The organism is Dyella sp. LX-66, from assembly GCF_018599165.1.
GTDB classification, from domain to species: Bacteria; Pseudomonadota; Gammaproteobacteria; order Xanthomonadales; family Rhodanobacteraceae; genus Dyella_D; species Dyella_D marensis.
This window is the reverse complement of the sequence record NZ_JAHFVJ010000003.1, coordinates 247,723-272,620: the sequence shown is the minus strand read 5'-3', so window position 1 is coordinate 272,620 and position 24,898 is coordinate 247,723. Positions and strand designations below refer to the sequence as shown.

The window sequence follows — 24,898 nt, the reverse complement described above, 5'->3', positions numbered from 1 at the left end:
TGCGGCGGCTCAGCCCGCGGCGGGCTTGCGGCGGCGCTCGTGCTGCCACAGCACTTCGCCGTGGCCGCCGGCGCGCGCCAGCACGCGGCAGATCACGAACAAAAGATCGGACAGCCGGTTCAGATAGCGCTGCGCCTGCGGGCGCACCGCTTCCACGCGGGCCAGCGCGATCACTTCGCGCTCGGCGCGGCGGCACACGGTGCGCGCCAGGTGGCAGCAGGAGGCGGCCATGCCGCCGCCCGGCAGGATGAAATCCTTCAGCGGCGGCAGCGGTTCGTTGAAGCCATCGAGCACCTGTTCCAGGCGGTCGATGTCGCTGTCGTCGATCATCGCCATGCCGGGAATGCACAGCTCGCCGCCCAGATCGAACAGGTCGTGCTGCACCTGGGTGAGCGCCTCGCGCACGGCGTCGTCCACGCCGTCGCTGGCCAGCACCATGCCGATGGTGCTGTTGAGCTCGTCCACCGTGCCGTAGGCGCCGACGCGCAGCGAATCCTTGGCCACGCGCGAACCGTCGCCGAGGCCGGTGCTGCCGTCGTCGCCGGTGCGCGTGTAGATCTTGGAAAGACGATTGCCCACGCCGGAACTCAGCGCGTCAGCTTGGAATGGTCGGCATGGCCGAGCGTGCGCGAGAGCTGGGTGGCCAGCGCATGCACCACCAGGCCCAGGCCCGCCCACAGCGCGGTGGTTTCCAGGAAGAACAGGTACCAGTCGGCCATGTTGGCGAACCAGGCCGCCACGCTGCGCGGCTGCGGCACGGTGGCGCTCAGCCAGTAGTAGCTGCCGTTGGAGACCACGTAGCAGGCCGCCCAGCTCACCAGCAGGGCGCCCACCGCCAGGCCCAGGCCGCGCAGGTTCAGGCCCGGCTTGCGCGCGGCCAGCCAGCTGCCGCCCATCCACAGTGCGAAGTACGACGGCACCAGGAACCAGTAGCCGGCCGAGACGCAGTAGTGCTGCCAGAAATCGATGCCCTGGCCGGTGATCACGAAATAATCGGCCAGCACCGCCAGCGCCATCAGCAGCGGGAAGGCCCAGCGCGCCGAGCCGCGCAGCCAGAAGCCGGCCAGGAAGAACACGCCCCAGGAGGCGTCCCACACGTCGTGGTGCAGGATCGAGATATGTACGCGGGTGGCGGCCATGACCAGGGCGAGGGCCGCGAAGATGCCGAGGCGCTGGGATTGCGTCGTAGCCATGAGCTGCTCCAGAAGAAAGTGTCACTAGAAAATGCAGACGCGAAGTCTATCGCAAGTGGGTGCTGGCTTGATTGGCCGGGGCTGGCGGTAAGCCCCTCTCCCGCTGGGAGAGGGGTTGGGGTGAGGGTACGGCCGGAGCGCAAGAGTGATATGCACCGCTCCGGCCGGACCCTCATCCGGCTGCCGCCACCTTCTCTCCCACGGGGACTACCTTCGGGTCGCCGATGGGAGAAGGCTCCGACCTGAGGGACTGAGGCAAAGACCAACTGGCCGAGCGCGTATCATCCCGGGACCCTTCCCCCGGTGCCCCGCCAGCGATGACTTCGTCCCCGCCTTCTTCCGCCCGCTCTCCCGTGCTCATCGTCGGCGGCGGCCTGGTCGGCGCCAGCCTCGCCATCGCGCTGGATGCGGCCGGGGTGGATGCCGTCATGGTCGAGGCCGCCGCGCCGCGCGCGGATGCCCAGCCCAGCTACGACGAGCGCAACCTCGCGCTGTCCCGCGCCACCGTCAACGGCCTGCAGGCGATCGGTGTGTGGCGGCATGCGGCTGCGCTGGCTACGCCGATCCGGCATATCCACGTCAGCCGCGCCGGCGATTTCGGCAGCGTGCGGCTGGCGGCGGAACGCGAAGGCGTCGACGCTCTGGGCTGGACCTTGCCCGCCCGCGAACTCGGCAACGCCCTGCTGCGCCGCCTGGACGAATGCCAGCACCTGCGCCGCCTCGCCCCGGCCCGGCTGGAGGCGCTGGAGCCGCTGGCCGAAGGCTGGCGTGCGCGGATGAGCACGGCGGAAGGGACGCAGCAGATCGACGCGGCCCTGCTGGTCGGCGCCGACGGCACGGCTTCGTCGGTGCGTGACCGCCTCGGCATCGATGCCGAAACGTACGACTACGGCCAGACCTTGTTCGTCTGCACCATCACCCCCGAACGCCCGCACGCCAACCGCGCCTACGAGCGTTTCGCCGACCACGGCCCCGTGGCCCTGCTGCCGCTGGCCGAGCGCCGCTGTGGCCTGGTGCTGACCGTGCCGACGGAACAGGCCGCCGAAGTGACGGCGCTGGACGACGAGGGTTTTCTCGCCTTCGCGCAGCAGCGCTTCGGCTGGCGCCTCGGCCGCCTGGCGCGGCCGGGCAAGCGGCATCCATATGCGATCAAGCGTGTGGCGGCGGGGCGGCTCACCGGTCCGCGTGCCGTACTGGTGGGCAATGCGGCGCAGACGGTGCATCCGATCGGCGCGCAGGGTTTCAACCTCGGCTTGCGCGATGCGCTGACCCTGGCGGAACTGGTCGCCGCGGCCGCCGACCCCGGCGCGCCTGCGCTGCTGGAGCACTACGCCGCGCGTCGCGCGCCGGACCGCGAAGGCACCATGGGCATGAGCCACGGCCTGGTGCAGCTGGCCTGCCTGGAACAGCCATTGCTTGGCCCGCTGCGCTCGCTGGCCCTGCTGGCCTGCGACCGCGTGCCGCCGCTGCGCAGCCTGCTGGCGCGCAAGGGCATGGGCTTCCGCGCCGAGCCGCCGCAGGCGGTGCTGGAGCGCCTGCCATGAATCAGGCGATGGCACGTGGTGAAGCGCGTCGCCGCGCTCCGGCGCTGGATGTGGCAGTGGTCGGTGGCGGTATGGTCGGCGCGGCTGCCGCGCTTGCGATGGCGCGTGCGGGTTTCGCCACCGCACTGATCGAGGCGCGCGAACCGGCACCGTGGTCGGCGGAGCAGGAAGTCGATCTGCGCGTGGTGGGACTGGCGCCATCGTCCATCGCGTTGCTCGACGAACTCGGCGTGTGGGCGTCCATCCGCGAATCGCGTTCCAGCCCCTACGCGCATATGCATGTGTGGGACGCCGAAAGCGGCGCCGCCATCCATTTCGACGCGGCCAACGAAGGCCGCGACCTGCTCGGCCATATCGTCGAGAACAGCCTGGTGCAGTGGCGCCTGTGGCTGGCGCTGGATGCGGCCGGCGTGCAGCGGCTGTGCCCGGCGGAAGTCAAAGGCTTCGAAGCGCAAGAAGACCGCATCCAACTCGATCTGGCCGACGGCCCATCCATCGCCGCACGCCTGCTGGTCGCCGCCGACGGCGCCGGCTCGCCGCTGCGCAAGCTCGCCGGCATCGACACGCGCGGCCGCGATTACGCACAGCGCGCAGTGGTGGCGCATGTACACACCGAGCGGCCGCACGATGGCACCGCGTGGCAACGCTTTCTTCCCGACGGCCCGCTGGCGCTGCTGCCGCTGGCCGATGGGCGCAGCTCCATCGTGTGGTCGCTGCCGGAAGATGAAGCGAAGCGCGTGCTCGCGCTGGACGACGCAGCCTTCCTCGCCGAACTCGGCACCGCCAGCGATTTCCGCCTGGGCCGCATCGTCGGCGCCACGAAGCGCGCGGCGTTCCCGCTCAAGCTGCAGCTTGCCGAAACCTACCAGGCCGAACGCTTCGTGCTGCTCGGCGACGCCGCGCACGCGGTGCATCCGCTGGCGGGGCAGGGCGTGAATCTGGGCCTGCGCGACGTGGTGGAACTGCGCGACACCTTGCTCGCCGCGCGCGAAGCCCACCGCGATATCGCCGCCGCCCACGTACTGCGCCGCTACGCGCGCCGCCGGCGCAGCGCCGACACGCTGGACGCGCTGGGCTTCGACGCGCTGGCACGCATCTACAGCTGGCGCGCTTCGCCGCTGGTCGCCGCGCGCGGCCTGGGCGTGCGCCTGGTCGACAAGCTGTCGCCGCTGAAGCGCCGCCTCGCGGAGCATGCCGCCGGGCGCTGAGCCGCCGTCACCGCAAGCTTTCTTCGTACACCGTCAAGGAGTGGATCATGCGTATCGCACGACTCGGTTGTCTGCTGTTGCTGTCCGGCCTGGCCTTCGCCGCGCAGGCGAAGATGGTGCACAAGCCGGTGGAGTGGACGCTGGACGGCACCAGGTTCCACAGCGTGCTGGTCTACGACGACGCGGTGTCCGCCAAGCGCCCCGCGCTGGTGATGGTGCCGAACTGGTACGGCGTGAACGACCTGGCGCTGACCAAGGCCGAAGGCATCGCCGGCAAGGACTACGTCATCCTGGTCACCGACATGTACGGCGCCACCGTCCGCCCGAAGAGCGACAAGGAAGCGCAGGCCGCGGTAAAGCCGCTGTACGGCGATCGCGCGCTGATGCGCAAGCGCGTGTCCTACGCATTGGACCAGCTGAAGGCGCAGGCCAAGGACGCGCCGATCGACGTATCGAAACTCGCCGCGATCGGCTTCTGCTTCGGCGGCTCCGCCGTGCTGGATCTGGCCCGCGCCGGCGCCGACGTGGCCGCGGTGGTTTCCTTCCACGGCGGCCTGGCCACCGACAACCCGGAACTGGCCAAGCAGATCAAGGCCCGCGTGCTGGTGTTCAACGGCGCCGACGACAAGGGCACCATGCCCGACGCCGACAAGTTCATGGACGAGATGCGCGGCAGCAAGGCCGACTGGCAGTTCGTAGTGCTGGGCAATGCGGTGCATTGCTTCACCGAGACGGACCAGCACCGCGAAGGCTGCGCGTATGACGAGCGGGCGGCGAAGCGGAGCTATCGGATGATGGGGGATTGGTTGCGGGGGGCGTTTACCAATACCCCATAAACCCCGGCGCCAGACGTAGGTTGGGGTGAGCCGCAGGCGAACCCCAACGTTGCGAGACGCATGAAGGTAGCGATGTTGGGGTTCGCCTGCGGCTCACCCCAACCTACGCCAGCGGTGCGATGCGCGGATCAGTAACTCCGCTGCACCGAATAATCAGCCAACGCCGCCAGCGCATCGCGATACCGCGACGGCGGCAGCGCTTCCAGCGCATCCCGCGCCGCATGCGCATGGAACACGGCGCGCTCGTGCGTGCGGTCCAGCGCACCGGAATCGCGGATCGCCGCGATGATCCGCTCCAGCGAATCCAGCCCGCCATGCTCGATGGCGTGGCGCAGCGACTGCACCTGTTCCGGGTCGGCCTTCTGCATGGCGTAGATCAGCGGCAGGGTCGGCTTGCCCTCGGCGAGGTCGTCGCCGATGTTCTTGCCCAGGGTGTCGGCGTCGCTGACGTAGTCGAGCAGGTCGTCGGCGATCTGGAACGCATAGCCCAATTCCATGCCGTAGCGGCGCAGCGCGGCGATCTGGTCTTCCGGCAGGCCGCCGAGCACGCCGCCCAGTTCCGTAGCGGCGGCGAACAGCACGGCGGTCTTGCGCTCGATCACCGCCAGGTAGGCGGCTTCGTCCACGTCGGCATTGCCGATATTGAGCAGCTGCAGCACCTCGCCCTCGGCGATGGTGTTGGTGGTGTCGGCCAGGATGCGCATCACGCGCATGTCGTCCAGTTCCACCATCAGCTGGAACGAGCGCGAATACAGGAAGTCGCCGACCAGCACGCTGGCCGCATTGCCCCACACCGCGTTGGCGGTCTTGCGGCCGCGGCGCAGGTCGGATTCGTCGACCACGTCGTCGTGCAGCAGGGTGGAGGTGTGGATGAACTCGATCACCGCAGCCAGCTTGATGTGCTGCTCGCCGCCATAGCCGGCGGCACCGGCCGCCAGCACGTGCAGCATCGGGCGCAGGCGCTTGCCGCCGCCGGCGATGATGTGGTCCGCGATCTGGTTGATCAGCACCACGTCGGAAGAGAGCCGGCGGCGGATCAGGGCGTCTACCCGCTTCATGTCGTCGTCGGCCAGCGCGCGCACGTCGGCGAAATCGGTCGGGCGGATGGCGGTGGCGGGCATCGTGGTCATGGCGGGGTCGCGGCTTCGTAGCGAACGATTATAGGGGGAGGCCGCGCCATTTCGCCGCCGGGAGGTCATGGTGCGTCTGGAGACACAGCCTGTTTCCCCGCTGGAACGTTTGCAAACCGGCCGCCGCGCCCCAATCATCGCGGTACTCAAACCGGCCTCGCGCCGGCTATCCCGGGGTGCCGACGATGGCCCATGAAATCATTGCCCTCCTGGCCGAATACGGCCTGGTGCTGGTGTTCTTCAACGTGCTGGTCGAGCAGGCCGGCGCGCCCGTGCCGGCGGTGCCCACCCTGGTCGTGGCCGGCGCCCTGGCCGCCAACGGCCAGCTGCCGCTGCTGGGCGTGGTGGGGCTGGCCCTGCTGGCCTGCCTGCTGAGCGACCTGGTCTGGTACTGGGCCGGCCGCCGCTACGGCGCCGGGGTGATGCGCACCCTGTGCCGCATCTCCCTGTCCCCCGATTCCTGCGTCAAGCAATCCGAACTGCGCTTCCAGCGCTGGCGCGGGCAGGTGCTGCTGGTAGCCAAGTTCGTGCCCGGCCTGTCCACCGTGGCCCCGCCCCTGGTCGGCGCGCTGGGCCTGCGCCCGGCCATGTTCGTGCTGATGGACGGCCTGGGTTCCCTGCTGTGGCTGGGCCTGGCCGTGGGCCTGGGCTATATGCTGGCGCCGCAGATCGACCAGGTGCTGGTGGCGCTGGGTAATGCCGGCACCATCGCGCTGGAAGTGGTCGGCAGCCTGCTGGCGCTGTACATCCTGATGAAGTGGTGGCAGCGCCACCGCCTCATCGCCACCCTGCGCATGGCGCGCATCACCGTGGACGAACTCAAGCGCGCCATCGACGAAGGCCTGGAGCCGGTGCTGGTGGACGTGCGCTCGCCGGCCTCCCGCATGGTCGACACCCGCGTGATCCCCGGCGCCCTGCTGGCCGACGTGGCCGGCATCGACCGCGCCGTGCACGACGTGCCGCTGGACGCCGAACTGGTCATCTACTGCAGCTGCCCCAACGAGGCCTCCGCCGCCGTCGCGGCCAAGAACCTGATGCAGCAGGGATATCGCCGCGTGCGCCCGCTGCTGGGCGGCCTCGATGCCTGGGAAGCGGCCGGCTTCGCCATCCTGCGCCTGCCGCCGGAAGGCGCCGACGCCGAGGACGGACACCTGCCTACGCAGCACGCGGCCTGAGGCTTACCCGGGGCGAGGGCGTGCAGTCCTGACTCTTGAGACCCTGGGACCAGTATCATGACCGGCCATATCAACCCCGGCCGTACTCATCCCTATTTACGGCCGGCCAACAGAGGACATTCATTCCATGGCCCGTGGCATCAATAAAGTCATCATCGTCGGCAACCTGGGCGCCGACCCCGAAACGCGCTACACCAGCAGCGGCACCGCGATCACCAGCCTGCGCATCGCCACCTCCGAGCAGTGGACCGACAAGCAGAGCGGCGAGCGGCAGGAGCGCACCGAGTGGCACCGCGTGAAGCTGTTCGGCAAGCTGGCCGAGATCTCCGGCGAATACCTGAAGAAGGGCCGCCAGGTCTATATCGAAGGCTCCCTGCGCACCGACAAGTACACCGACAAGGACGGCGTCGAGCGCTACAGCACCGACATCATCGCCAACGAGATGCAGATGCTTGGTGGTGGCGGTGAAGGCGGTGGCGCGGGTGGTGGTGGCGGCGGTTACCAGCGTTCGCAGGGCGGCGGTGGTGGCGGTCAGCGTCAGAGCGGCGGCGGTGGTGGTGGCTACGGCAACCGCGGTGGTGGCGGTGGTGGTGGCGATTACGGTAATCGCGGCGGCAGCGACTTCGGTGGCGGCGGCGCCAGCGGTGGCGGCAACCGCGGCGGCAACGACTACGGCTCGCGCCAGTCTTCTCCGCCGCCGGTGGAGAACAACAGCTTCGACGACGATGACATTCCGTTCTGAACAACCCGCACTCGGAAGCGTCGATCCGAACTTAAAAGCCCCTGCTCACGCGGGGGCTTTTTCTTTTCCTCGCTTTTCCGCGCCTCGCTTCCGCAGACGGTCTACAGCGTCTTCGATGTGCGCTGCGTTATCCCCATAACCTGCATCACCGCCTTGACCACCGCCTCCGGCTGATCGATCTGGATGTCATGCGAGCTATCTGCAACATGCACCAGCGTACCGCCTTTGGAAGTGGCGACGATCTGCGCCTGCGTGCGCGCCTTGGCTTCCTCCAGTCCTCCGCGATCACGCGGCAATGCATCGGCATAGGTGTTGGCCGCGGACAGCACGATCAGCGGCGTCGAACCGTGCGTCTCTTGCTTCGACACCGGCGGCTTGAACACCACGGCATTGTTCTGCAGTACCGACAACACCGTGTGCCAATACGCAGGCTTCGACATGAGCGCGAGGTTCGCCGCGTTGACCTTCGCGCTGGCGTTCGGATCGGGCTCGCCGAGACACCGGCTTAGTTCCTTATCGGTGGACGGCAATGCGTGCTTTTCGGCAGCAGCCGCGCACTGGCGAAGAAACGCGAAGCGCTGCACCGAGAGAGTGTCCTCATCCTTCTGCCAGCCGGGAGCAAACCGCCCGATGTCCTGCGCAGGCGGGTCCAGCAGGACGATTGCGCTCACCTCCGCCGGATAGCGGCTCGCATACTGCCGAACGATATTGCTGCCCAGCGAATGCCCCACCATCACCAGAGGAGTCGCCAGTCCAGCGTGCTGGATCAATGCGTGCAGATCCGACACGTCAGCGTCGAGATCTCGCGGTAACGGCCACTCGCTGCTGAAGCCGAAGCCTGCCCGATCGTACGCGCAGACGCGTGCGTGGGCTGCCAGCAGTGGCTGCACCTTGAACCACGTGGAGGAATCGGCGAGCGCTCCAGCTTCCAGCAGCACAGTCTGCGCCCCGCTGCCCGAACAACGCAGATTGAGCTGGCGGCCATGACCAAGGTCGATCAACTTCGCCGCTTCCGCATAGCTGTCCGGTATGCGCTGCGGCATGGGCTTGGAGTCAGCAGCCACAGCCTGGCCGAACATCACGGCCAGCAGCAGGGTGCAACCCGCTCTGAGGTACATCGTGTTCAAGGTGTGTCTCCCCTCGATGGCCCGGCCAGCGCGCCAGGCAGGCCCCTCCATCGACACGAGGCGGCACACGAAGTTCAGGGGCGCCACGCGAACACCGCAGCGCATCGCAACTTAATTCCGCAGCACGCCGCAACTTTATTCCGCAGGCAAACCCAGTTGCGAAAGCACCTGCACATACCGATCGGACGCCGCGAGAAAAACCGGGCTGCCGTGCTTTCTTGGTAACTGGACATTGCCGGCGTTCGAACCCGGCCTCAATTCCAGACCCTTGGAAAACGCCACCCTCGCGTCCTCATCGCGACCGAGCTGCTGATAGCCCACCGCCAGCGCGAAATGCGTACGTCCCGTACCCGGCGTCACCGCAAGCGATCGCTCCAGCCACGGCAAGGCCTCGGCGTAACGCTCCAGCAGCGTGTAAGCCATGCCCACGCCGAGCAGCCAGGTCCAGCGCGCGAAAGCCGGCGTGTCGAAAGTGTCGGCCTGCTTGAAGGTCGCCAGCGCTTCTTCGAAACGGCCTTGCCGGGTTTGCGCGATGCCCAGATGGAAGAGCGCGATGCCGTGCCATGGATCGAAGCTGAGCATTCTGCCGCAGGCGATCAGGGTCTCCGGCAACTGGCCGGCCATCGTCAGCAGCCGGCAATAGGCTTCGAGCACCGGGATGTAATGCGGCTTCGCCTGCATGGCGCGTTCGAGCAGGGCTCGCGCGCGCTCATGGACCGAGTCGGTATCGGCCGGGTCGTACCACGCCGTCTGCGTGCCGCGCAGCAGATGCCCGGCCAGCGCGGCCAGCAGATCGACGTCGTCGGGATGATCGGCGAGCGCCTTTTCCAGCATCTCCTGCGCAACCTGGAAGCGCTCGCGCGTGGTCTGGTTGATGATGGCCGTGGCTTGCTCGATCACCACCTTGGCGTAAGCCGCCGGCAGTTCGTCCTCGCCGCCACCTTGCATCCAGGCGCCGCAATTCTGCAGGGCATTGATGCGCAGCGCGAGCGGATGGCCGAGCCCGGCGACCAGCCGTGAGCGCTGCAACGCCGTATCGCCTGCTTCGGTGGAGACGGTTACCGAGCCGCTCCAGCGCACTTCGCCGGTGGCGGTGGAGGTCATGCGCGCATGCGCTTCCCAGGCCGCACCGCTCTTGTGCAATTCGCCGCTGACCACGAAGTCCGCGCGCGGGTCAGCGTCGGCGTCCTGCGCCAGCGTGATCACGCGAATGCGCTCGATCCTGGCAAGGCCGTCGGCGAGGCGCTCGCAGACCTTGGTCGCCGCTTCGAGCGATGGCGCCGCATCCGCCGATACCTTCATCGGCCGCACGGCGATCGTCAGGGCGCTGGCGGCGGATTCGCGTCCTGCCGCGATCCGTTCGAGCCCGTGCGTCACCTCGGCATCGAGCACATAACCCCGCCCGGGCAGCAGACGGAGCAGTTCGTGGCGGTCGTCGCCCAGGGCGCTGCGGATCTCGCGGATGCACTGAAACAGGCCGTTCTCGCTGATGTGGACGTTCGGCCAGATCGTCTCGATCAGCTCCTGCTTGCCCAGCACGCGTCCGGCGCGGGTGGCGAACAGCCACAGCATGTCGAAGGATTTCGACCGCAACTTGATCGCCTCGCCATCCGGGCCGCGCAGCTCGCCACGCTCCCGGTCGAGTTCATAGCCTGCCAGATACAGCACGCGGACCCTGCTTCTTGCCCCCCTAGGTCTGGCCAGAATATCAGCAAAGCCCGCGCATCTCATGGCGGCTGCGATGCGGCCCCATGGGGCTGAATTTCAGCAAATTTCAGTGAAATTTCAGAGTGGACAGCGAGATTCCGTGAAAGGATGCGCAGCGAGCCGGATGCCGCTCATACAGGGGGCGAGCGAAAAGCCATAAGCGGCCAGTACGCGCCGCGATTTCAAAGCTGTGGTCAGAAGAGCCTGCGCGTCCATCGCGCCCGGGGCAGGGGGGACTGCTGCCGCCATGGCCGCACGCGGCCATGGCGGCGGTGATCTCCGCGCGTTCCACGCTCATCGGCCTTACTCCGTTTCGAGGCGCCTCATGAATCGTTTTGCCCAGCCCGTTCGCCGCACGCTGCTCGCACAGATGATTGCGGCCGCCTTCGCTTCGCTGCCGCTGATCGCCACGGCGCAGTCGCTGCCCAAGGGCGCGACGGTGGTGGCGGGCAACGTGACGATCAGCCAGTCCGCGCCGAACCGGCTGGATATCCATCAATCGTCCGACACGGCGATCACTAACTGGCAGAGCTTCTCCATCGGCGCGGGCAACACCGTCCAGTTCGTGCAGCCCTCCGCGTCGAGCGTTTCCTTGAACCGCGTGGTCGGCAACAACCCCTCGGAGATCTACGGCAACCTCGTCGCCAACGGCCAGGTGTTCCTGATCAACGGCAACGGCATCCTGTTCGGCCGCGGCGCCCAGGTCGATGCCGGCGGCCTGGTGGCTTCGACGCTGAATCTCTCCGACCGCGATTTTCTGGCGGGCAACTATGCGTTCTCCGATCCCGGCAATACCCGCGCCGTGGTCAACCAGGGCACGCTCAAGGCCAGCAACGGCGGTGTCCTCGCCTTGATAGGCCACCAGGCCGTCAATCTCGGCAGCATGCAGGCCAGCCTCGGCAGCGTCGTGCTCGGCGCCGGCGGCACCGCGCAGCTCACCCTGGCCGGCAACAAGCTGATCCGCTTCGAGGTGCAGCAGAACGCTCTCGGTGCGCTGGCGCGCAACGGCGGCCTGATCGACGCCGGCGGTGGACAGGTCATCCTCACCGCGGGCGCCAGGGACAGCCTGCTGGCCAGCGCGGTCAACAACGACGGCGTCATCGAGGCGCGCACTGTGCAGGGTCAATCCGGCCACATCCTGCTGCTCTCCGGCATGCAGGCCGGCACGACGCAGGTCGCCGGCACGCTCGATGCCAGCGCCCCCGGCGGCGGCGACGGCGGCTTTATCGAAACCAGCGGCGCGCACGTGCAGGTCGCCGACGGCACGCACATCACCACCCGCGCCGCCGCCCAGGGCCGTAACGGCCAGTGGCTGATCGATCCCACGGATTTCACCATCGCCGCCAGCGGCGGCGACATGACCGGCGCCGCGCTCACCACCGCGCTGGCCGGCGGCAACGTCGTCATCCAGAGCACCAGCGGCGCCAGCAGCGGCTCCGGCGACATCAACGTCAATGACACCGCGAGCTGGAGCGCCAACACGCTCACGCTCAACGCGCAGCGCAACATCAACATCAATGCCGCGCTCAACGGCAGCGGCAGCGCCGGTCTTGCGCTGTGGTACGGCCAGGGCGCGGTGGCGGCAGGCAACACCGCCAGCTACAACGTCAGGGCGAAGGTCAACCTGGCCCGCACCGGCAGCTTCCAGACCCGGCTGGGCAGCGATGGCGGCCCGATCAACTGGACCATCGTCACCGGCCTGGGCACGCTGGGCGATACCAGCGGCACCACCTTGCAAGGCATGAGCGGCAACCTCGCCGGCTACTACGTGCTGGGCGCAGACATCGACGCCAGCGTTACCGCCGGCTGGGCCTCGGGCTTCGGCGTGGGCTTCACGCCTATCGGCATGATCTACGGAGGCACCAACGGCCCATTCACTGGCGCCTTCGACGGGCTCAATCACGTCATCAGCAATCCGACCATCAATATTCCCGGCAACAACGGCACCGGCCTGTTCAGCTCGATCCAGAACGCCACGCTGCGCAACATAGGCATCGTCGGCGGCACCTTCACGGGCGGCAGCAACACGGCCGGGCTGACCGGCGTGGCCTACGGCAACAGCGTTATCGACAATGCGTATGCCACGGTCGCCATCAACGGCGGCGGCTCGGGCACCGCTCATGTCGGCGGCCTGGTGGGCTGGAACGAAGGCAGCATCACGCATTCCCACGCCGGCGGCCGTGTTACCAACGCCTATCAGATCGGCGGCCTGGTGGGCTATTTGAACGGCGGCAGCATCAGCGATTCCTACGCCACGGGTAACGTCAGCACCAGCATAACCACGGCCAATAACGACACCAGCTCCTCGGCGGGCGGCCTGGTGGGTTACGTGGGGAGCGGCAGCATCAGCAGCAGCTACGCCACGGGCAGCGTCCAGGGCTATTCGTCGATGGGCGGCCTGGTGGGCAAATTCACCAGCGGCACCATCAGCAATGCCTACGCCACGGGCAACGTCAGCGGCGGCATCTCCCGCGGCGGCGGCCTGATCGGCTATCTGACCGGCGGCACCATCAGCAATGTTTACTCGACGGGCGCCGTCACCCTTCCAGGGCCGGGCGATTCCTTAGGCGGCCTGGTCGGTTTCATCGCCGGTGGCGGCATCAATAACGGCTTCTATGCCACGACCAATGCCGGCGGTGGCGCCATCAACAACAGCGGCACCGTCAACGCTTTCTGGGGCGGAAATTCCCTGGGCGCGGGCGTGACCTATGCGCAGCTCCAGTCGCTGTCCACCTTTGCAAGCTGGGGCAGCAGCATCGACAACCAGGGCGGCACCGGCAGTGCCTGGCGCATTTACGATGGTTACACCACGCCCCTGCTGCGTTCCTTCCTCACGCCGCTTGCCGCCACGCTTCAGGGCGGCCTGGGCAAGACGTATGACGGCGCCGCTGCCAGCGGCAGCGTCAGCTATACGCTGAGCGATCCGAGCGCCAGCATCAGCGGCGGCAGCAGCGTCAGCTATGCCACCGGCAGCAAGAATGCCGGCACTTACAGCGTGGCCAATGGCAAGCTGGCGGTCACCGGAAATCTGTATTCCAACCAGAACGGCTACGACATCAGCTATGTCGGCAGCTATGTGATCGCCCAGAAGCAGCTCTCCGGCACGGTCACCACCAGCAACAAGGTCTATGACGGCACCACCGCGGCCGCGGTGAACGGCAGCCTGCAGACCGCGGGCATCATCGCCGGCGACGTGGTGAGCCTGAACACCTTCGGCGGCAGCTTCGCCGACAAGAATGTCGGCAACGGCAAGGTGGTGAATGTGAGCAGCGCGCTGCAAGGCGCGGATGCGGGCAACTACCTGCTGGTCAATACCGGCGGTGCCTTGACCGCCAACATCACGCCCAAGCAAGTCACCGTCAGCGGCCTTGCCGCCGACAACAAGACCTATGACGGCACCACGGCCGTCAGCCTGAGCAACTGGGGCAGCGTGAATACCGGTATCGCCGGCGCCACGCTGACGCTGACGCATGGCACGGCCAGCTTCGCCAGCGCCAATGCGGGCAACGGCCTGGCCGTTACGGCGACAGCCTACGCCCTTGCGGATGGCAGCGACCTTGCCAGCAACTACCTGTTGACCAGCAGCAGCGCCGCCACCACGGCGAATATCACACCGGCAACCCTGATCTACACGTCCAACGCGGCGAGCCGTACCTATGGCGCTGCCAACCCGGCGTTCAACGGCACGCTTGCCGGGTTCGTCAACGGCGAGACTCAAGCAACGGCCACCACTGGCAGCTTGAACTGGATGACTGCGGCCAACAGCAGCAGCAACGTGGGCAGCTATGCGATCAATGGCAGCGGCCTCACCGCGAATCATGGCAATTACATTTTCACCCAGGCTGCGGGTAATGCCTCGGGGCTAACGGTGACGCCGGCGGCGTTGACGATCACGGCCAGCGATGCGAGCAAAGTCTATGGACAGACCCCGACGCTGACGGGCTTCACCAGCAGCGGGCTGAAGAATGGCGAGACGATCGGCAGCGTGACGGAGTCCAGTGCCGGCACGGCGGCCACGGCGAGCGTCGCTGGCGGCCCGTATGTCATCACCGCCGGCAACGCCACCGGCGGCACTTTCAACGCAGGCAACTACACGATCGCCTATACGAACGGCAGCCTGACCGTCACTCCCGCCGCGTTGACGGTAACGGCTTCCGACACCAGCAAGATCTATGGGCAGACGGCGACGCTCGGTGGCTTCACCAGCACCGGCCTGCAGAACGGCGAGACGATCGGCAGCGTGACGCAGTCCAGCACCGGCGCTTCCGCCACGGCGAACGTGGGTGCGTATGCGATTGGCGCCAGCAACGCGACGGGCGGTAGCTTCGACGCCGGCAACTATGCGATCAGCTTCGTCGATGGCCACCTGACCGTGACGCCGGCCACACTGATCTACACCGCCGATACGGCAAGCCGCACTTACGGTGCAGCCAACCCGGCATTCAGTGGCACGCTTACCGGGTTCGTCAACGGCGAGACTCAGGCGACCGCCACCACCGGCTCGCTGGGCTGGGCGACCTCGGCCACCAACACCAGCAACGTGGGCGGCTATGCGGTCAACGGCAGCGGTCTCGCGGCGAATAATGGCAACTACATCTTCACCCAGGCCGCAGGCAACACCTCGGCGCTGACCGTGACGCCCGCAGCGTTGACGATCACCGCCAACGATGCGAGCAAGATCTACGGCCAAAGCCCGACCTTGAGCGGGTTCACCAGCAGCGGCCTGCAGAACGGCGAGACGATCGGCAGCGTGGCGGAATCCAGCGCCGGCACCTCGGCCACGGCGAGCGTGGCTGGCGGTCCATACATCATCACCGCGGGCAACGCCGCCGGTGGCACGTTCAATGCGGGCAACTACGCGATCAGTTACGTCAACGGCAGCCTGGTAGTTGTGCCGGCCGCGCTGACGGTGACGGCCAGCGACGCGAGCAAGATCTACGGACAGACGCCGGTGCTGACGGGCTTTACCAGCAGCGGCCTGCAGAACGGCGAGACGATCGGCAGCGTGACGGAGTCGAGTACAGGCGCTTCCGCCACGGCGAACGTGGGCACGTATGCGATCGGTGCCGGCAACGCGACGGGCGGTACGTTCGACGCAGGCAATTATACGATCGCCTACACGAGCGGCAGCCTGACGGTGGCTCCCGCGGCGTTGACGGTGACGGCGAACAACGCAAGCAAGGTCTACGGGCAGACTCCGGTGCTGAGCGGCTTCACCAGCAGCGGCCTGCAGAACGGCGAGACGATCGGCAGCGTGACGGAGTCGAGTGCGGGTGCTTCCGCCACGGCGAACGTGGGCGCGTATGCGATTGGCGCCAGTGGTGCAACGGGTGGCAGCTTCAACGCTGGCAACTACACGATCACTTACCTCGATGGCAGCCTGGCGGTGACGCCGGCAACGCTCACGTACACATCCAACGCGGCGAGCCGTACTTATGGCGCCGCCAACCCGGCGTTCAACGGCACGCTCACCGGATTCGTCAACGGAGAGACCCAGGCGACCGCCACCACCGGCGCGCTGAGCTGGGTGACTCCGGCCACCAACACCAGCAACGTGGGCAGCTATGCGGTCAATGGCAGCGGCCTCGCGGCAAATAATGGCAACTACGTCTTCACCCAGGCCGCAGGCAACACCGCGGCGCTGACCGTGACGCCAGCAGCATTGACGGTGACGGCCAACGACGCGAGCAAGGTGTATGGACAGACACCGACGCTCACGGGCTTCACCAGCAGCGGCCTGCAGAACGGCGAGACGATCGGCAGCGTGACCGAGCTCAGCACGGGCACATCCGCGACGGCGAACGTGGGCTCGTATGCGGTGGGCGCAAGTAACGCGACGGGCGGCACGTTCAATGCGGGCAACTACGCGATCAGCTACATCGACGGCAGCCTGGTCGTGACGCCGGCCGCGCTGACGGTGACGGCCAGCAACGCCAGCAAGATCTACGGACAGACACCGGTGCTGACCGGCTTCACCAGCAGCGGCCTGCAGAACGGCGAAACGATCGGCGGCGTGACGGAGTCGAGCGTCGGCACCTCGGCTACGGCGAGCGTGGGCACGTATGCGATCGGGGCCAACAACGCCACGGGCGGAACGTTCAACGCGAGCAACTACGCGATCGCCTATATCGACGGCAACCTGACCGTCACTCCCGCCGCATTGACGGTAACGGCGAACAACGCGAGCAAGGTCTACGGACAAACGCCAAGCCTGAGCGGTTTCACCAGCATCGGCCTGCAGAACGGCGAAACGATCGGCAGCGTGACCGAGTCGAGCGCCGGCACGGCCGCGACCGCGAGCGTCGCGGGTGGTCCGTACGCGATCACGGTCGGCAACGCCACGGGCGGCACGTTCGACGCGGGCAACTACGCGATCAGCTATGTCGACGGCAGCCTGGCGGTGACGCCGGCCGCGCTGACGGTGACGGCCAGCAACGCGAGCAAGGTCTATGGGCAGACGCCGATCTTGAGCGGTTTCACCAGCAGCGGCCTGCAGAACGGCGAAACGATCGGCAGTGTGACCGAGTCGAGTGCCGGCACCTCCGCGACCGCGAGCGTGGATGGTGGTCCATATGCGATCACCGTCAGCAACGCCGCGGGCGGTACGTTCGACGCGGGCAACTACACGATCCACTACATCGACGGCAGCCTGGCGGTGACGCCGGCGATGCTGACCTTCACGGCAGCATCGGCCTATCGCACCTATGGCGACAGCAATCCGCTGCTCGGTGGCTCCGTCACCGGCTTCGTCAACGGCGAGAACGTCGCCTCCGCCACCACCGGCACCCTGGCCTGGACGACGCCGGCCACCAGCACCAGCCACGTGGGCAGCTATGCCATCGACGGCGGTGGCCTGGTCGCGAACAACGGCAACTATGTCTTCAGCCAGGCCGAGCACAACGCCTACGCGCTGACCATCACGCCCGCGGAGTTGACCGTGACGGCCGCCGACGCCAGCAAGGCGTACGGCCAGACGCCGACCTTGAGCGGCTTCACCACCCACGGCCTGCGCAACGGCGAAACGATCGGCAGCGTGGCGGAGAAGAGCGCCGGTACGGCGGCAACGGCGAGCGTGGCCGGCGGCCCATATGCGATCAGCGCCAGCAACGCTAGCGGCGGTACGTTCGACGCCGGCGACTACACGATCACCTATGCCGACGGCAGCCTGACGGTCACCCCGGCGGCGTTGACGGTAGCCGCCACCAACCTGAGCAAGGTGTATGGGCAGACCGCGACGCTCGGCGACTTCAGCAGCAGCGGCCTGCAGAACGGCGAGACGATCGGCAGCGTGACGGAGAGCAGCGCGGGCACGGCGGCGACGGCGAGCGTGGCGGGTGGTCCTTATACGATCACCGTTGGCAACGCGAGCGGCGGTACCTTCGACGCGGGCAATTACACGATCACCTATGCCGATGGCAGCCTGACCGTCACGCCCGCGGCGTTGACGGTGACGGCGGGCAACGCGAGCAAGGTATACGGGCAGACGCCGACCCTGAGCGCCTTCAGCAGCAGCGGCCTGCAGAACGGCGAAACGATCGGCAGTGTGACCGAGACGAGCGCAGGCACCTCGGCGACGGCAGGCGTGCTGGGCGGCCTCTATGCGATCCGCCCCGGCAACGCGAGCGGCGGTACGTTCGATGCGGGCAACTACGCGATCACTTACATCGACGGCAGCTTGATCGTCACGCCGGCGGCGTTGACGGTGACCGCCGCCAACGCGAGCAAGGTGTACGGACAGGCGCCGGTCTTGAACGGCTTCACCAGCGTCGGCCTGCTGAATGGCGAGACGATCGGCAGCGTGGCGGAAGCCAGCGCCGGCACGGCGGCGACGGCGAGTGTGGCGGGCGGTCCTTACGCCATCACGGCCAGCCATGCGAGCGGCGGTACGTTCGACGCGGGCAACTACCTCATCACCTACCTCGGCGGCAGCCTGGCGGTGATTCCCGCACCGCTGACCATTACCGCGAACAACGCCACCCGGATCGCCGACGGCACGCCCTACGCGGGCGGCAATGGCATCACGGTGACGGGTTACGTCAACGGCGAAGACGCCAGCGTGCTTGGCGGCACGCTGACCTATGGCGGCAGCTCGCAGGGCGCGGTGACGCCGGGCAGCTACGTGATCGCTCCCGGTGGCCAGACGGCAGCCAACTACGCGCTGACCTTCGCCGACGGCACGCTGGCGATCGTCCAGGCATCGCAGTTGTACAGCTATCCCGGTGCGCAGGGTGCCGTTGCGGCGGTGCAGTCGGGCGCGGTGGGCGACTGGGCCGCGCGGCCTGCAGAGGCGCGGCCGAGCCGCGCCCTGGGCAGTGGCCTGATCCGATCCGTCGGCGCGGGTGTCCGCTTGCCGGCTGGCGTGAATTGATGGTGCCCGCCTGAGCGGCGCCTGGCTTGGTGGTTCTGGGGATTCCGGTTGAGATCATGATGCGATTCGCTAAAGCAAGCCCGCTTGCCCTTTCCTTGTGCGCCGCCCTGGCGATGCCGTGCGCGTTGCACGCCCAGCAGGCCCACCCCGATGCCGGGTCGACATTGCGCGACATCGAGCAGCGCCCGCTGCAGGTGCCGCGCGCCAGCCCGGCCTTGCCGAGCCTGCCCGCGCGTCCGGCGCTGGAGGCGGACGAGAACGTGCGTTTCACCGTCAAGGCCGTCAGCGTCAGCGGCAATACCGCATTCGATGCGGCGACGCTCGCTGCGCTGGTGAACCACGATCTGGTCGGGAAGCGCGTTTCCCTGGCCGACCTGCAGGCCGCAGCGGCAAAGGTCACGGCGTATTACCGCGCACACGGCTTTCTGGTGGCGCGCGCCTATGTGCCGGCGCAGAAGATCGACGAAGAAGGCGCGGCAGTCGAGGTCGCGGTGATCGAGGGCAGGCTCGGCACCCTGACGGTGAATAACCAATCGCGCCTGTCGGCAGCGACGGTGGCGCGTTTCACCGCGCCGATGCATGCCGGTGCGCTGGTGACGGAAGAGACGCTGGGGCGCCAGATCCTGCTGTTGTCCGATCAGGCCGGTGTGCCGCCGTCGGGCGGGGTCGAAGCGCTGCTGCGCGCCGGCCGCGAAACGGGGCAGTCCGATCTGGATCTGAACATCGGGCGCATGCCTTTGCTCACGGGGCAGGTGGGCGTGGACAACTATGGCAGCCGCTACACCGGCGCCACGCGCACCAACGGCCAGCTCAGCCTGTTGTCGCCGTTCGGCCTCGGCGACTCGTTCACGCTCAACTATCTCGATTCGTTCGACGGCCTGCGTTCGGGCAGCCTCGGTGCGTCCGTGCCGGTCGGTGGCGACGGCTTGAGTGTCGGCGCCAGCTATGTCGATGCGAGCTACCGCTTGGGCCAGGATTTCGCCAGCCTGCAGGCCTCGGGTACGGCGCATGCCGCCGGCGTGTCCGTCGCCTATCCGTGGGTGCGCAGGGAGCGCTGGAATATCGGCGTCAGCCTCGGCGCGGATCACCACTGGTTCGTCGACCGCTTCGGCAGCACGCACAGCGTGACGCACAAGCAGGTGAACGTGGTGAACCTGGCTTTGAACGGCGATCTGCGCGACATGCTGGCAGCCAACAGCATCTTCTCCTGGAAAGTGGCACTGGAGTCCGGCCACGTCGGCATCGACGCGCAAGACGCCAGCCCGACGGGGCCGCGGACCGAGGGCCAGTTCCACAAGTTCAATGCCTCGCTGCTGTACCTGCAGGCCCTGTCGCGCGACTGGACGGTCTACGGCAGTCTGACCGCGCAGCGCTCCAGCAAGAATCTCGACAGTTCGGAACAGCTGACCTTGGGCGGCCCCTATGCTGTGCGCGCTTTTCCGATCGGGGCGGCGGCCGGCGACGAGGGCGAAGTCGGCAGCATCGAACTGCGCTACAGCCTGCCGCAGATGGGAGGCATGGCGCCGGGGCTGGTGGCGTTCGTCGACCGCGGACTCCTGCGCATCAACCACACCCCGTTCGCACCTGGCACCAACAACCTCTCCCGCGGAGCGGCGGGCCTGGGCTTTACGCTGGCCACTGCGGGGAACTTCAGTGCGCGGGTGTATTGGGCGGTGAAGACCTACAGCTCATCGCCGAGCGCTGACGCGGGGCGCTCGAATCGGGTGTGGGCGCAGGTGATGATGAATTTCTAAGTGATGAGTCCTTGATCTGGAAACGTGGCTAGAGCCGCATCCAGCGGAGATGAGTGTTCGCCTCGGCCCCCGAGGCAAATGGTCAGCCTTCTAAGAATGCTCAGGCCTCTCCAACCTCATGGCCCTGAATTCCTGCGGCGCCACCCCATACGCCCGACGAAACGCCCGAGTGAAATCCGCCGCATAGCTGAAACCCAGTCGCCCGCCAAGCTCGCCGATCGCACCGGAGCGCGAACCCGCCAGTTCGTCCGCCGCCTTGCGTAACCGGCAGTTGCGGATATACGCGTGCAGCCCGCCTTCGGCTTCGAACAGCCGATACAGCGTGGCCCGCGCCAGCGGAAAACAACCGAGGATTTTTTCCGGCACCAGTTCCTGCGAATGCAGGTGCGCGTCGATGTAGTGCTTGATGCGGCCGAGCATCGCCGCGCGTGCGGCGCCGCGTGCGCTGTGGCTCTGGCTGGCCGCCTTGCGAAAGGTCGTGAGTATCAGTGCGGCCGCCACGTGCAGCGCATGATCCGCTTCGGCATCGCTCATCGCCGGCAAGGCATCGCACATGTTCTGCAGATGCACCCGCAACTGCCGTGTCGACGACGCGGTGTAGCCCACTACCTTGCCATGCAGCGACTCGGCCTGCGGAATCGCCGCTTCCACCACGGCACGCGGAAGAAAGAACGCGAGGGCGCGTGCGCGCGTCGGGCGCCGCATGGTCATCGGCTGGCCCATGTCCAGCGCCAGGATGCCCGGCACGAACTGCGTGGTGCTGCGCCGCTGGGCGGTGCCGGTTTCGGTCTCGGCAATGCCTTCCATCAGCACGTGGAAGCAGTAGTCGCGCATGTCGTCGGCGGCGATCTTCTGCGCGGAGCGTTGCAGCGTGGTCGGATCGGTGCGGCTGTCCAGGTAGACGATGTCCGGCAGCACATAGGTATCGAGTTCGGCCTGGAAGCCGCCGGCGATCTGCGCCGGCGCCACCGGCACCTCCAGCATGCCGGCCAGCCGGTCGCGCCAGGCCAGCAGTTGCCGTTCCCTGGGTTCGCCGGCCACGCTGAAGCGCTGGCGGCGCAGCGCGGTATCCGCGGAGCCCTGTTCCCTGTGCCGCGCCCACGCGGCTGCGCGCGCCGCATCGCCGCGGAGCGGATCCTGCCAGAAGGTGTGCATGCTCCTGCCCCTGTCGATGCGACCTGCCGTGGTCCGGTATCGTGGGAAAGGGGGCGCCGGTTTGTCTGTAGAACAAACACGCTACAGGAGCCGCCGCCGGCCGCTGCGCACAATGCGCTTCTTCAAGGAAACTTAGGGATCTGTCATGGAACCACCGGCCACTGGCCAGACCCCGCCGCTGATCCACGTGGCGATCGTCGAGGACGACCTGGGTTTCAGGCGCGCCCTGAGCGAAGCCATCGACAGCACGCAGGACCTGCGCCTGGCCGGCGTCGCCGGCACGCGCGCCGAAGGTTTGCAGCTGCTGCTGGGCGCGCCGGTGGACGTGCTGCTGGTGGACCTGGGCCTGCCGGATGGCTCCGGCATCGACGTGATCAAGGCGGCCGTGCAGCAGTGGAGCAGCTGCAGCGTGGTGGTCAGCACCAACTTCGGCGACGAGACCCACGTCATCCGCTCGATCGAGGCCGGCGCCTCCGGCTATCTGCTGAAGGACAGCTCGCCCGCCCGCATCGTCGACGAGATCCGCAGCGTGGCCAGCGGCGGCAGCCCGATCAGCCCTATCATTGCGCGCCAGGTGCTGGCACGGTTCCGGCAGATGGGGGCGGGGGGCGCAAGCCGTCCCCAGAAACCGGACGAAGCGGCGCAGCTTCTGTCCGCGCGCGAGAAGGAAGTGCTGGAGCTCATCACCAAGGGTTTCACGGCGAATGAAATCGCCCGGCTGATGTCGTTGTCGCCTTTCACCGTGCGCAGCTTCGTGCGGCGTATCTACAGCAAGTTGAATGTGACATCCAAGGCGGAAGCGATTTATGAGGCCAGGAATCAGGGGATTCTGGACGGCTGACTCGACCGGCAAAGCGGAAGCGGTGGATGAGCGGGCGCCGCGTCCGTCGGTGAAAAGCGTTCCCGCCGCGGCGGCGCTGTTTTTCTCGGTGGCCTTGCTGGCCGCGCTGGGGGCCTTTCTTTCGCTGGCGGTCAGCGGCATCGAGCGTTCGGGCGAATGCCTGCATCTGACGCAGGGCAGCTGGCAGGACGTGCCGGCGACGGGTTTCAGTGCGATGCCGGCGACACAGGACAGCCAGAGCCTGCCGTCCGACTGGCACAACGCCGACTTGCCGCTGGCGATGCCGGCGAGCGTCGAGGCCTCGAAGACATCCGCTTACTTCACCACTTGGGTAAGGCTCAAGGTCGACGAAGCACAAGCGCTCACCGCTTCGCGCGCCTTGTACGGCGTGCGCCTGAAGACCGACGGCCCCATCGCGATCTATATCAACGGCAAGCTGGCCTATCGCGCGCAACAACGTGGCCAGCAGTGGAACAGCCTGTTTACGCCGCTGTGGATGAACCTGGAGCCCGGCACGAGCGATGCGCCGGTGCATGACATCCTGATCGGCTTGCAGCACACGTCTACTTATCCGGTAGCCGTCTCTTCGCTGTGGCTGGGGCCCGCCGACGCCTTGCGCGGCCGCTACCAGGTGCGCCAATGGCTGCAGTCGGGACTGCCGGCGATGTTGAACGCGGCGTTCCTGGCGGTGGGCATCTTCGCGCTGTTCGTGTGGTTCAAGCGCCGCGAGGACGCCAGCTATCTGCTGTTCTTCTGCCTCGCCGCCACCGCCTTCGCCGGCCATCTGCATTACTACGTGGACCTGCCGATCGCCCGCGACTGGTTCGGCTGGCTGGTGATCAATTCGTTGTGCTGGGGGCTGACCTCGCTGCATTTCTTCCTGCGGTTGCTGCACGGGCGCCCGTTGCGCTGGCTGGGACGTGCGGTGGTGGCCACCGTGGTAGCGATCGGATTGGCGACGATGCCGCTGCCATGGGCCTTGCCCAATTCCTCGCCGATGCTGGCGACGATCTACGCGCTCGAACTGCTGCTGGCGCTGGCGATCTGCATCGTGGGCGGCGCCGCCACCTGGCGTGCGTCGCGGGAAGGGCGGGTGGTGGTGCTGGCGCTGGCCATCTGCGAGCTGCTCGGCATGTCCGACTGGATGCTGCACAACAATGTGGTGGGGCCGGAGGGCTGGTTCCTCGGCGCGTACACCAATGGCGTGACATTCATCTTCTTCGGGCTGCTGATGTATCGGCGCTATGTGCGCGCCATCGAAGAAGTCGAACGGGTGAATGCCAGCCTGGCCGAACGCTTGCGCTTGCGTGAGGCGGAACTGGAAGCAAGTCACCAGCGTCTGCGCGAGATCGAACAGCGCCAGCTGCTGAGCGACGAACGCCAGCGCCTGATGCAGGACATGCACGACGGCCTGGGCTCCACGCTAATCAGCGCGATCCGCTCGGTGGAGCAAGGCCGCATGCGCGACGTCGAAGTCTCGCGGCTGCTCAAGGACTGCATGGATGACCTGAAGCTGGCGATCGACTCGATGGAGCCGGTGGAGGCGGACTTGCTTTTGCTGTTGGCAACCTTGCGTTTTCGCCTGGAGCCGCGCATGGAAAGCGCCAACGTCGCGCTGGTGTGGGATGTAAAGGAACTGCCTGCGCTGGATTGGCTGGATCCGTCGAGCGCGTTGAATATCCTGCGCATCGTGCAGGAGAGCGTTGCGAACACTTTGCGCCATACGCGGGCCACGGTTATCCGTGTTGCTACCGCCGTCGAAGGCGATGGCGTGCAGGTGGTCATCGAGGACAATGGGCAAGGCTTCGATGTGGCGGCCGCGCTCAGTCGCGTCGGCGGTCGCGGGTTGCACAATCAGCAACGACGCGCGCAGGTGATCGAAGGAAGGGTGGCGTGGGTATCGGGTGACAGCGGTACCCGCTTTATCTTGTGGCTGCCGTTGCAGCGAGAGAGTGCGGTGTTGCGGCATTCCGTGCCGCAATAGCTTGCGAATCCGTTCCCTTCCTTGACAGCCCCGATACCCCCCGATAGAAAATCGACAGCCGGACGCAAGGTCCGGCATGACCAGGGATCGGGAGTACGAAGGCAGCGCATCGCCGCCGCACTTCCCGCGAATCA

At 67.2% G+C, this 24,898-nt stretch carries 15 protein-coding genes; 9 read left to right on the top strand and 6 right to left on the bottom strand.

What is annotated here, in order from left to right:
- Window positions 1-9: 9 nt before the first annotated feature.
- On the bottom strand, window positions 10-579 hold the full coding sequence (locus tag KK141_RS07775; protein WP_167252466.1) for a cob(I)yrinic acid a,c-diamide adenosyltransferase: 570 nt from the start codon (window positions 577-579) through the stop codon (window positions 10-12).
- An 8-nt stretch (window positions 580-587) separates the two neighbouring features.
- A complete protein-coding gene (locus KK141_RS07770) occupies window positions 588-1,193 on the bottom strand; it encodes a hypothetical protein (RefSeq protein ID WP_214569193.1) in 606 nt (201 codons plus the stop codon).
- 317 nt (window positions 1,194-1,510) lie between these two features.
- Between KK141_RS07770 and ubiH the strand changes: the two genes are divergently transcribed.
- From ubiH to KK141_RS07755, 3 genes are read left to right on the top strand one after another with little or no spacing between them, the layout of a single operon-like run.
- Window positions 1,511-2,737, top strand: a complete 1,227-nt coding sequence (ubiH, locus tag KK141_RS07765; RefSeq protein WP_214569192.1) for a 2-octaprenyl-6-methoxyphenyl hydroxylase — start codon at window positions 1,511-1,513, stop codon at window positions 2,735-2,737.
- A complete protein-coding gene (locus tag KK141_RS07760) occupies window positions 2,734-3,945 on the top strand; it encodes a UbiH/UbiF/VisC/COQ6 family ubiquinone biosynthesis hydroxylase (protein WP_214569191.1) in 1,212 nt (403 codons plus the stop codon). The genes ubiH and KK141_RS07760 overlap by 4 nt, the downstream gene beginning before the upstream one ends.
- Before the next feature lie 47 nt (window positions 3,946-3,992).
- Complete coding sequence (locus KK141_RS07755) at window positions 3,993-4,781, top strand: dienelactone hydrolase family protein (RefSeq protein WP_214569190.1); 789 nt, start codon at window positions 3,993-3,995, stop codon at window positions 4,779-4,781.
- Window positions 4,782-4,909: 128 nt separating this feature from the next.
- Here the strand turns inward: KK141_RS07755 and KK141_RS07750 are convergent, their stop codons facing one another.
- Window positions 4,910-5,911: a polyprenyl synthetase family protein gene (locus tag KK141_RS07750; RefSeq protein WP_214569189.1), complete on the bottom strand. Its 1,002-nt coding sequence runs from the start codon at window positions 5,909-5,911 to the stop codon at window positions 4,910-4,912.
- A gap of 185 nt (window positions 5,912-6,096) precedes the next feature.
- Here KK141_RS07750 and KK141_RS07745 point away from each other — a divergent pair, with 185 nt between their 5' ends.
- Entirely contained in the window at window positions 6,097-7,086 is a 990-nt protein-coding gene (locus KK141_RS07745) for a DedA family protein/thiosulfate sulfurtransferase GlpE (protein ID WP_214569188.1), read from the top strand.
- Between the two features lie 127 nt (window positions 7,087-7,213).
- On the top strand, window positions 7,214-7,828 hold the full coding sequence (gene ssb, locus KK141_RS07740; RefSeq protein WP_214569187.1) for a single-stranded DNA-binding protein: 615 nt from the start codon (window positions 7,214-7,216) through the stop codon (window positions 7,826-7,828).
- A 101-nt stretch (window positions 7,829-7,929) separates the two neighbouring features.
- Here the strand turns inward: ssb and KK141_RS07735 are convergent, their stop codons facing one another.
- Both KK141_RS07735 and KK141_RS07730 read right to left on the bottom strand, forming a co-directional pair.
- Complete coding sequence (locus KK141_RS07735; RefSeq protein WP_250901642.1) at window positions 7,930-8,946, bottom strand: alpha/beta hydrolase; 1,017 nt, start codon at window positions 8,944-8,946, stop codon at window positions 7,930-7,932.
- A gap of 144 nt (window positions 8,947-9,090) precedes the next feature.
- Complete coding sequence (locus tag KK141_RS07730) at window positions 9,091-10,623, bottom strand: tetratricopeptide repeat protein (protein ID WP_214569185.1); 1,533 nt, start codon at window positions 10,621-10,623, stop codon at window positions 9,091-9,093.
- A 364-nt stretch (window positions 10,624-10,987) separates the two neighbouring features.
- Between KK141_RS07730 and KK141_RS07725 the strand changes: the two genes are divergently transcribed.
- Window positions 10,988-19,030, top strand: coding sequence for an MBG domain-containing protein (locus KK141_RS07725; protein ID WP_214569184.1), 8,043 nt, complete (start codon window positions 10,988-10,990; stop codon window positions 19,028-19,030).
- Window positions 19,031-19,194: 164 nt separating this feature from the next.
- Window positions 19,195-20,784, top strand: a complete 1,590-nt coding sequence (locus KK141_RS07720; RefSeq protein ID WP_214569183.1) for a ShlB/FhaC/HecB family hemolysin secretion/activation protein — start codon at window positions 19,195-19,197, stop codon at window positions 20,782-20,784.
- A gap of 90 nt (window positions 20,785-20,874) precedes the next feature.
- On the opposite strand, the gene KK141_RS07715 is transcribed toward KK141_RS07720, so the two are convergent.
- Window positions 20,875-21,939: a helix-turn-helix domain-containing protein gene (locus tag KK141_RS07715; protein WP_214569182.1), complete on the bottom strand. Its 1,065-nt coding sequence runs from the start codon at window positions 21,937-21,939 to the stop codon at window positions 20,875-20,877.
- Window positions 21,940-22,084: 145 nt separating this feature from the next.
- Between KK141_RS07715 and KK141_RS07710 the strand changes: the two genes are divergently transcribed.
- Together KK141_RS07710 and KK141_RS07705 are read left to right on the top strand one after the other, a co-directional pair.
- Entirely contained in the window at window positions 22,085-22,780 is a 696-nt protein-coding gene (locus KK141_RS07710; protein ID WP_214569181.1) for a response regulator transcription factor, read from the top strand.
- Window positions 22,781-22,829: 49 nt separating this feature from the next.
- Window positions 22,830-24,764 carry an ATP-binding protein gene (locus KK141_RS07705; RefSeq protein ID WP_214569180.1) on the top strand — a complete coding sequence of 645 codons (1,935 nt, stop codon included), beginning with the start codon at window positions 22,830-22,832 and terminating at the stop codon, window positions 24,762-24,764.
- Window positions 24,765-24,898: the final 134 nt, after the last annotated feature.

Bases quoted from the DNA above. Each gene is read 5' to 3' on its own strand.
- KK141_RS07770 (WP_214569193.1), bottom strand. From the start codon at position 1,193: ATGGCTACGACGCAATCCCAGCGCCTCGGCATCTTCGCGGCCCTCGCC.
- ubiH (WP_214569192.1), top strand. From the start codon at position 1,511: ATGACTTCGTCCCCGCCTTCTTCCGCCCGCTCTCCCGTGCTCATCGTC.
- KK141_RS07760 (WP_214569191.1), top strand. From the start codon at position 2,734: ATGAATCAGGCGATGGCACGTGGTGAAGCGCGTCGCCGCGCTCCGGCG.
- KK141_RS07755 (WP_214569190.1), top strand. From the start codon at position 3,993: ATGCGTATCGCACGACTCGGTTGTCTGCTGTTGCTGTCCGGCCTGGCC.
- KK141_RS07750 (WP_214569189.1), bottom strand. From the start codon at position 5,911: ATGACCACGATGCCCGCCACCGCCATCCGCCCGACCGATTTCGCCGAC.
- KK141_RS07745 (WP_214569188.1), top strand. From the start codon at position 6,097: ATGGCCCATGAAATCATTGCCCTCCTGGCCGAATACGGCCTGGTGCTG.
- ssb (WP_214569187.1), top strand. From the start codon at position 7,214: ATGGCCCGTGGCATCAATAAAGTCATCATCGTCGGCAACCTGGGCGCC.
- KK141_RS07735 (WP_250901642.1), bottom strand. From the start codon at position 8,946: ATGTACCTCAGAGCGGGTTGCACCCTGCTGCTGGCCGTGATGTTCGGC.
- KK141_RS07725 (WP_214569184.1), top strand. From the start codon at position 10,988: ATGAATCGTTTTGCCCAGCCCGTTCGCCGCACGCTGCTCGCACAGATG.
- KK141_RS07715 (WP_214569182.1), bottom strand. From the start codon at position 21,939: ATGCACACCTTCTGGCAGGATCCGCTCCGCGGCGATGCGGCGCGCGCA.
- KK141_RS07710 (WP_214569181.1), top strand. From the start codon at position 22,085: ATGGAACCACCGGCCACTGGCCAGACCCCGCCGCTGATCCACGTGGCG.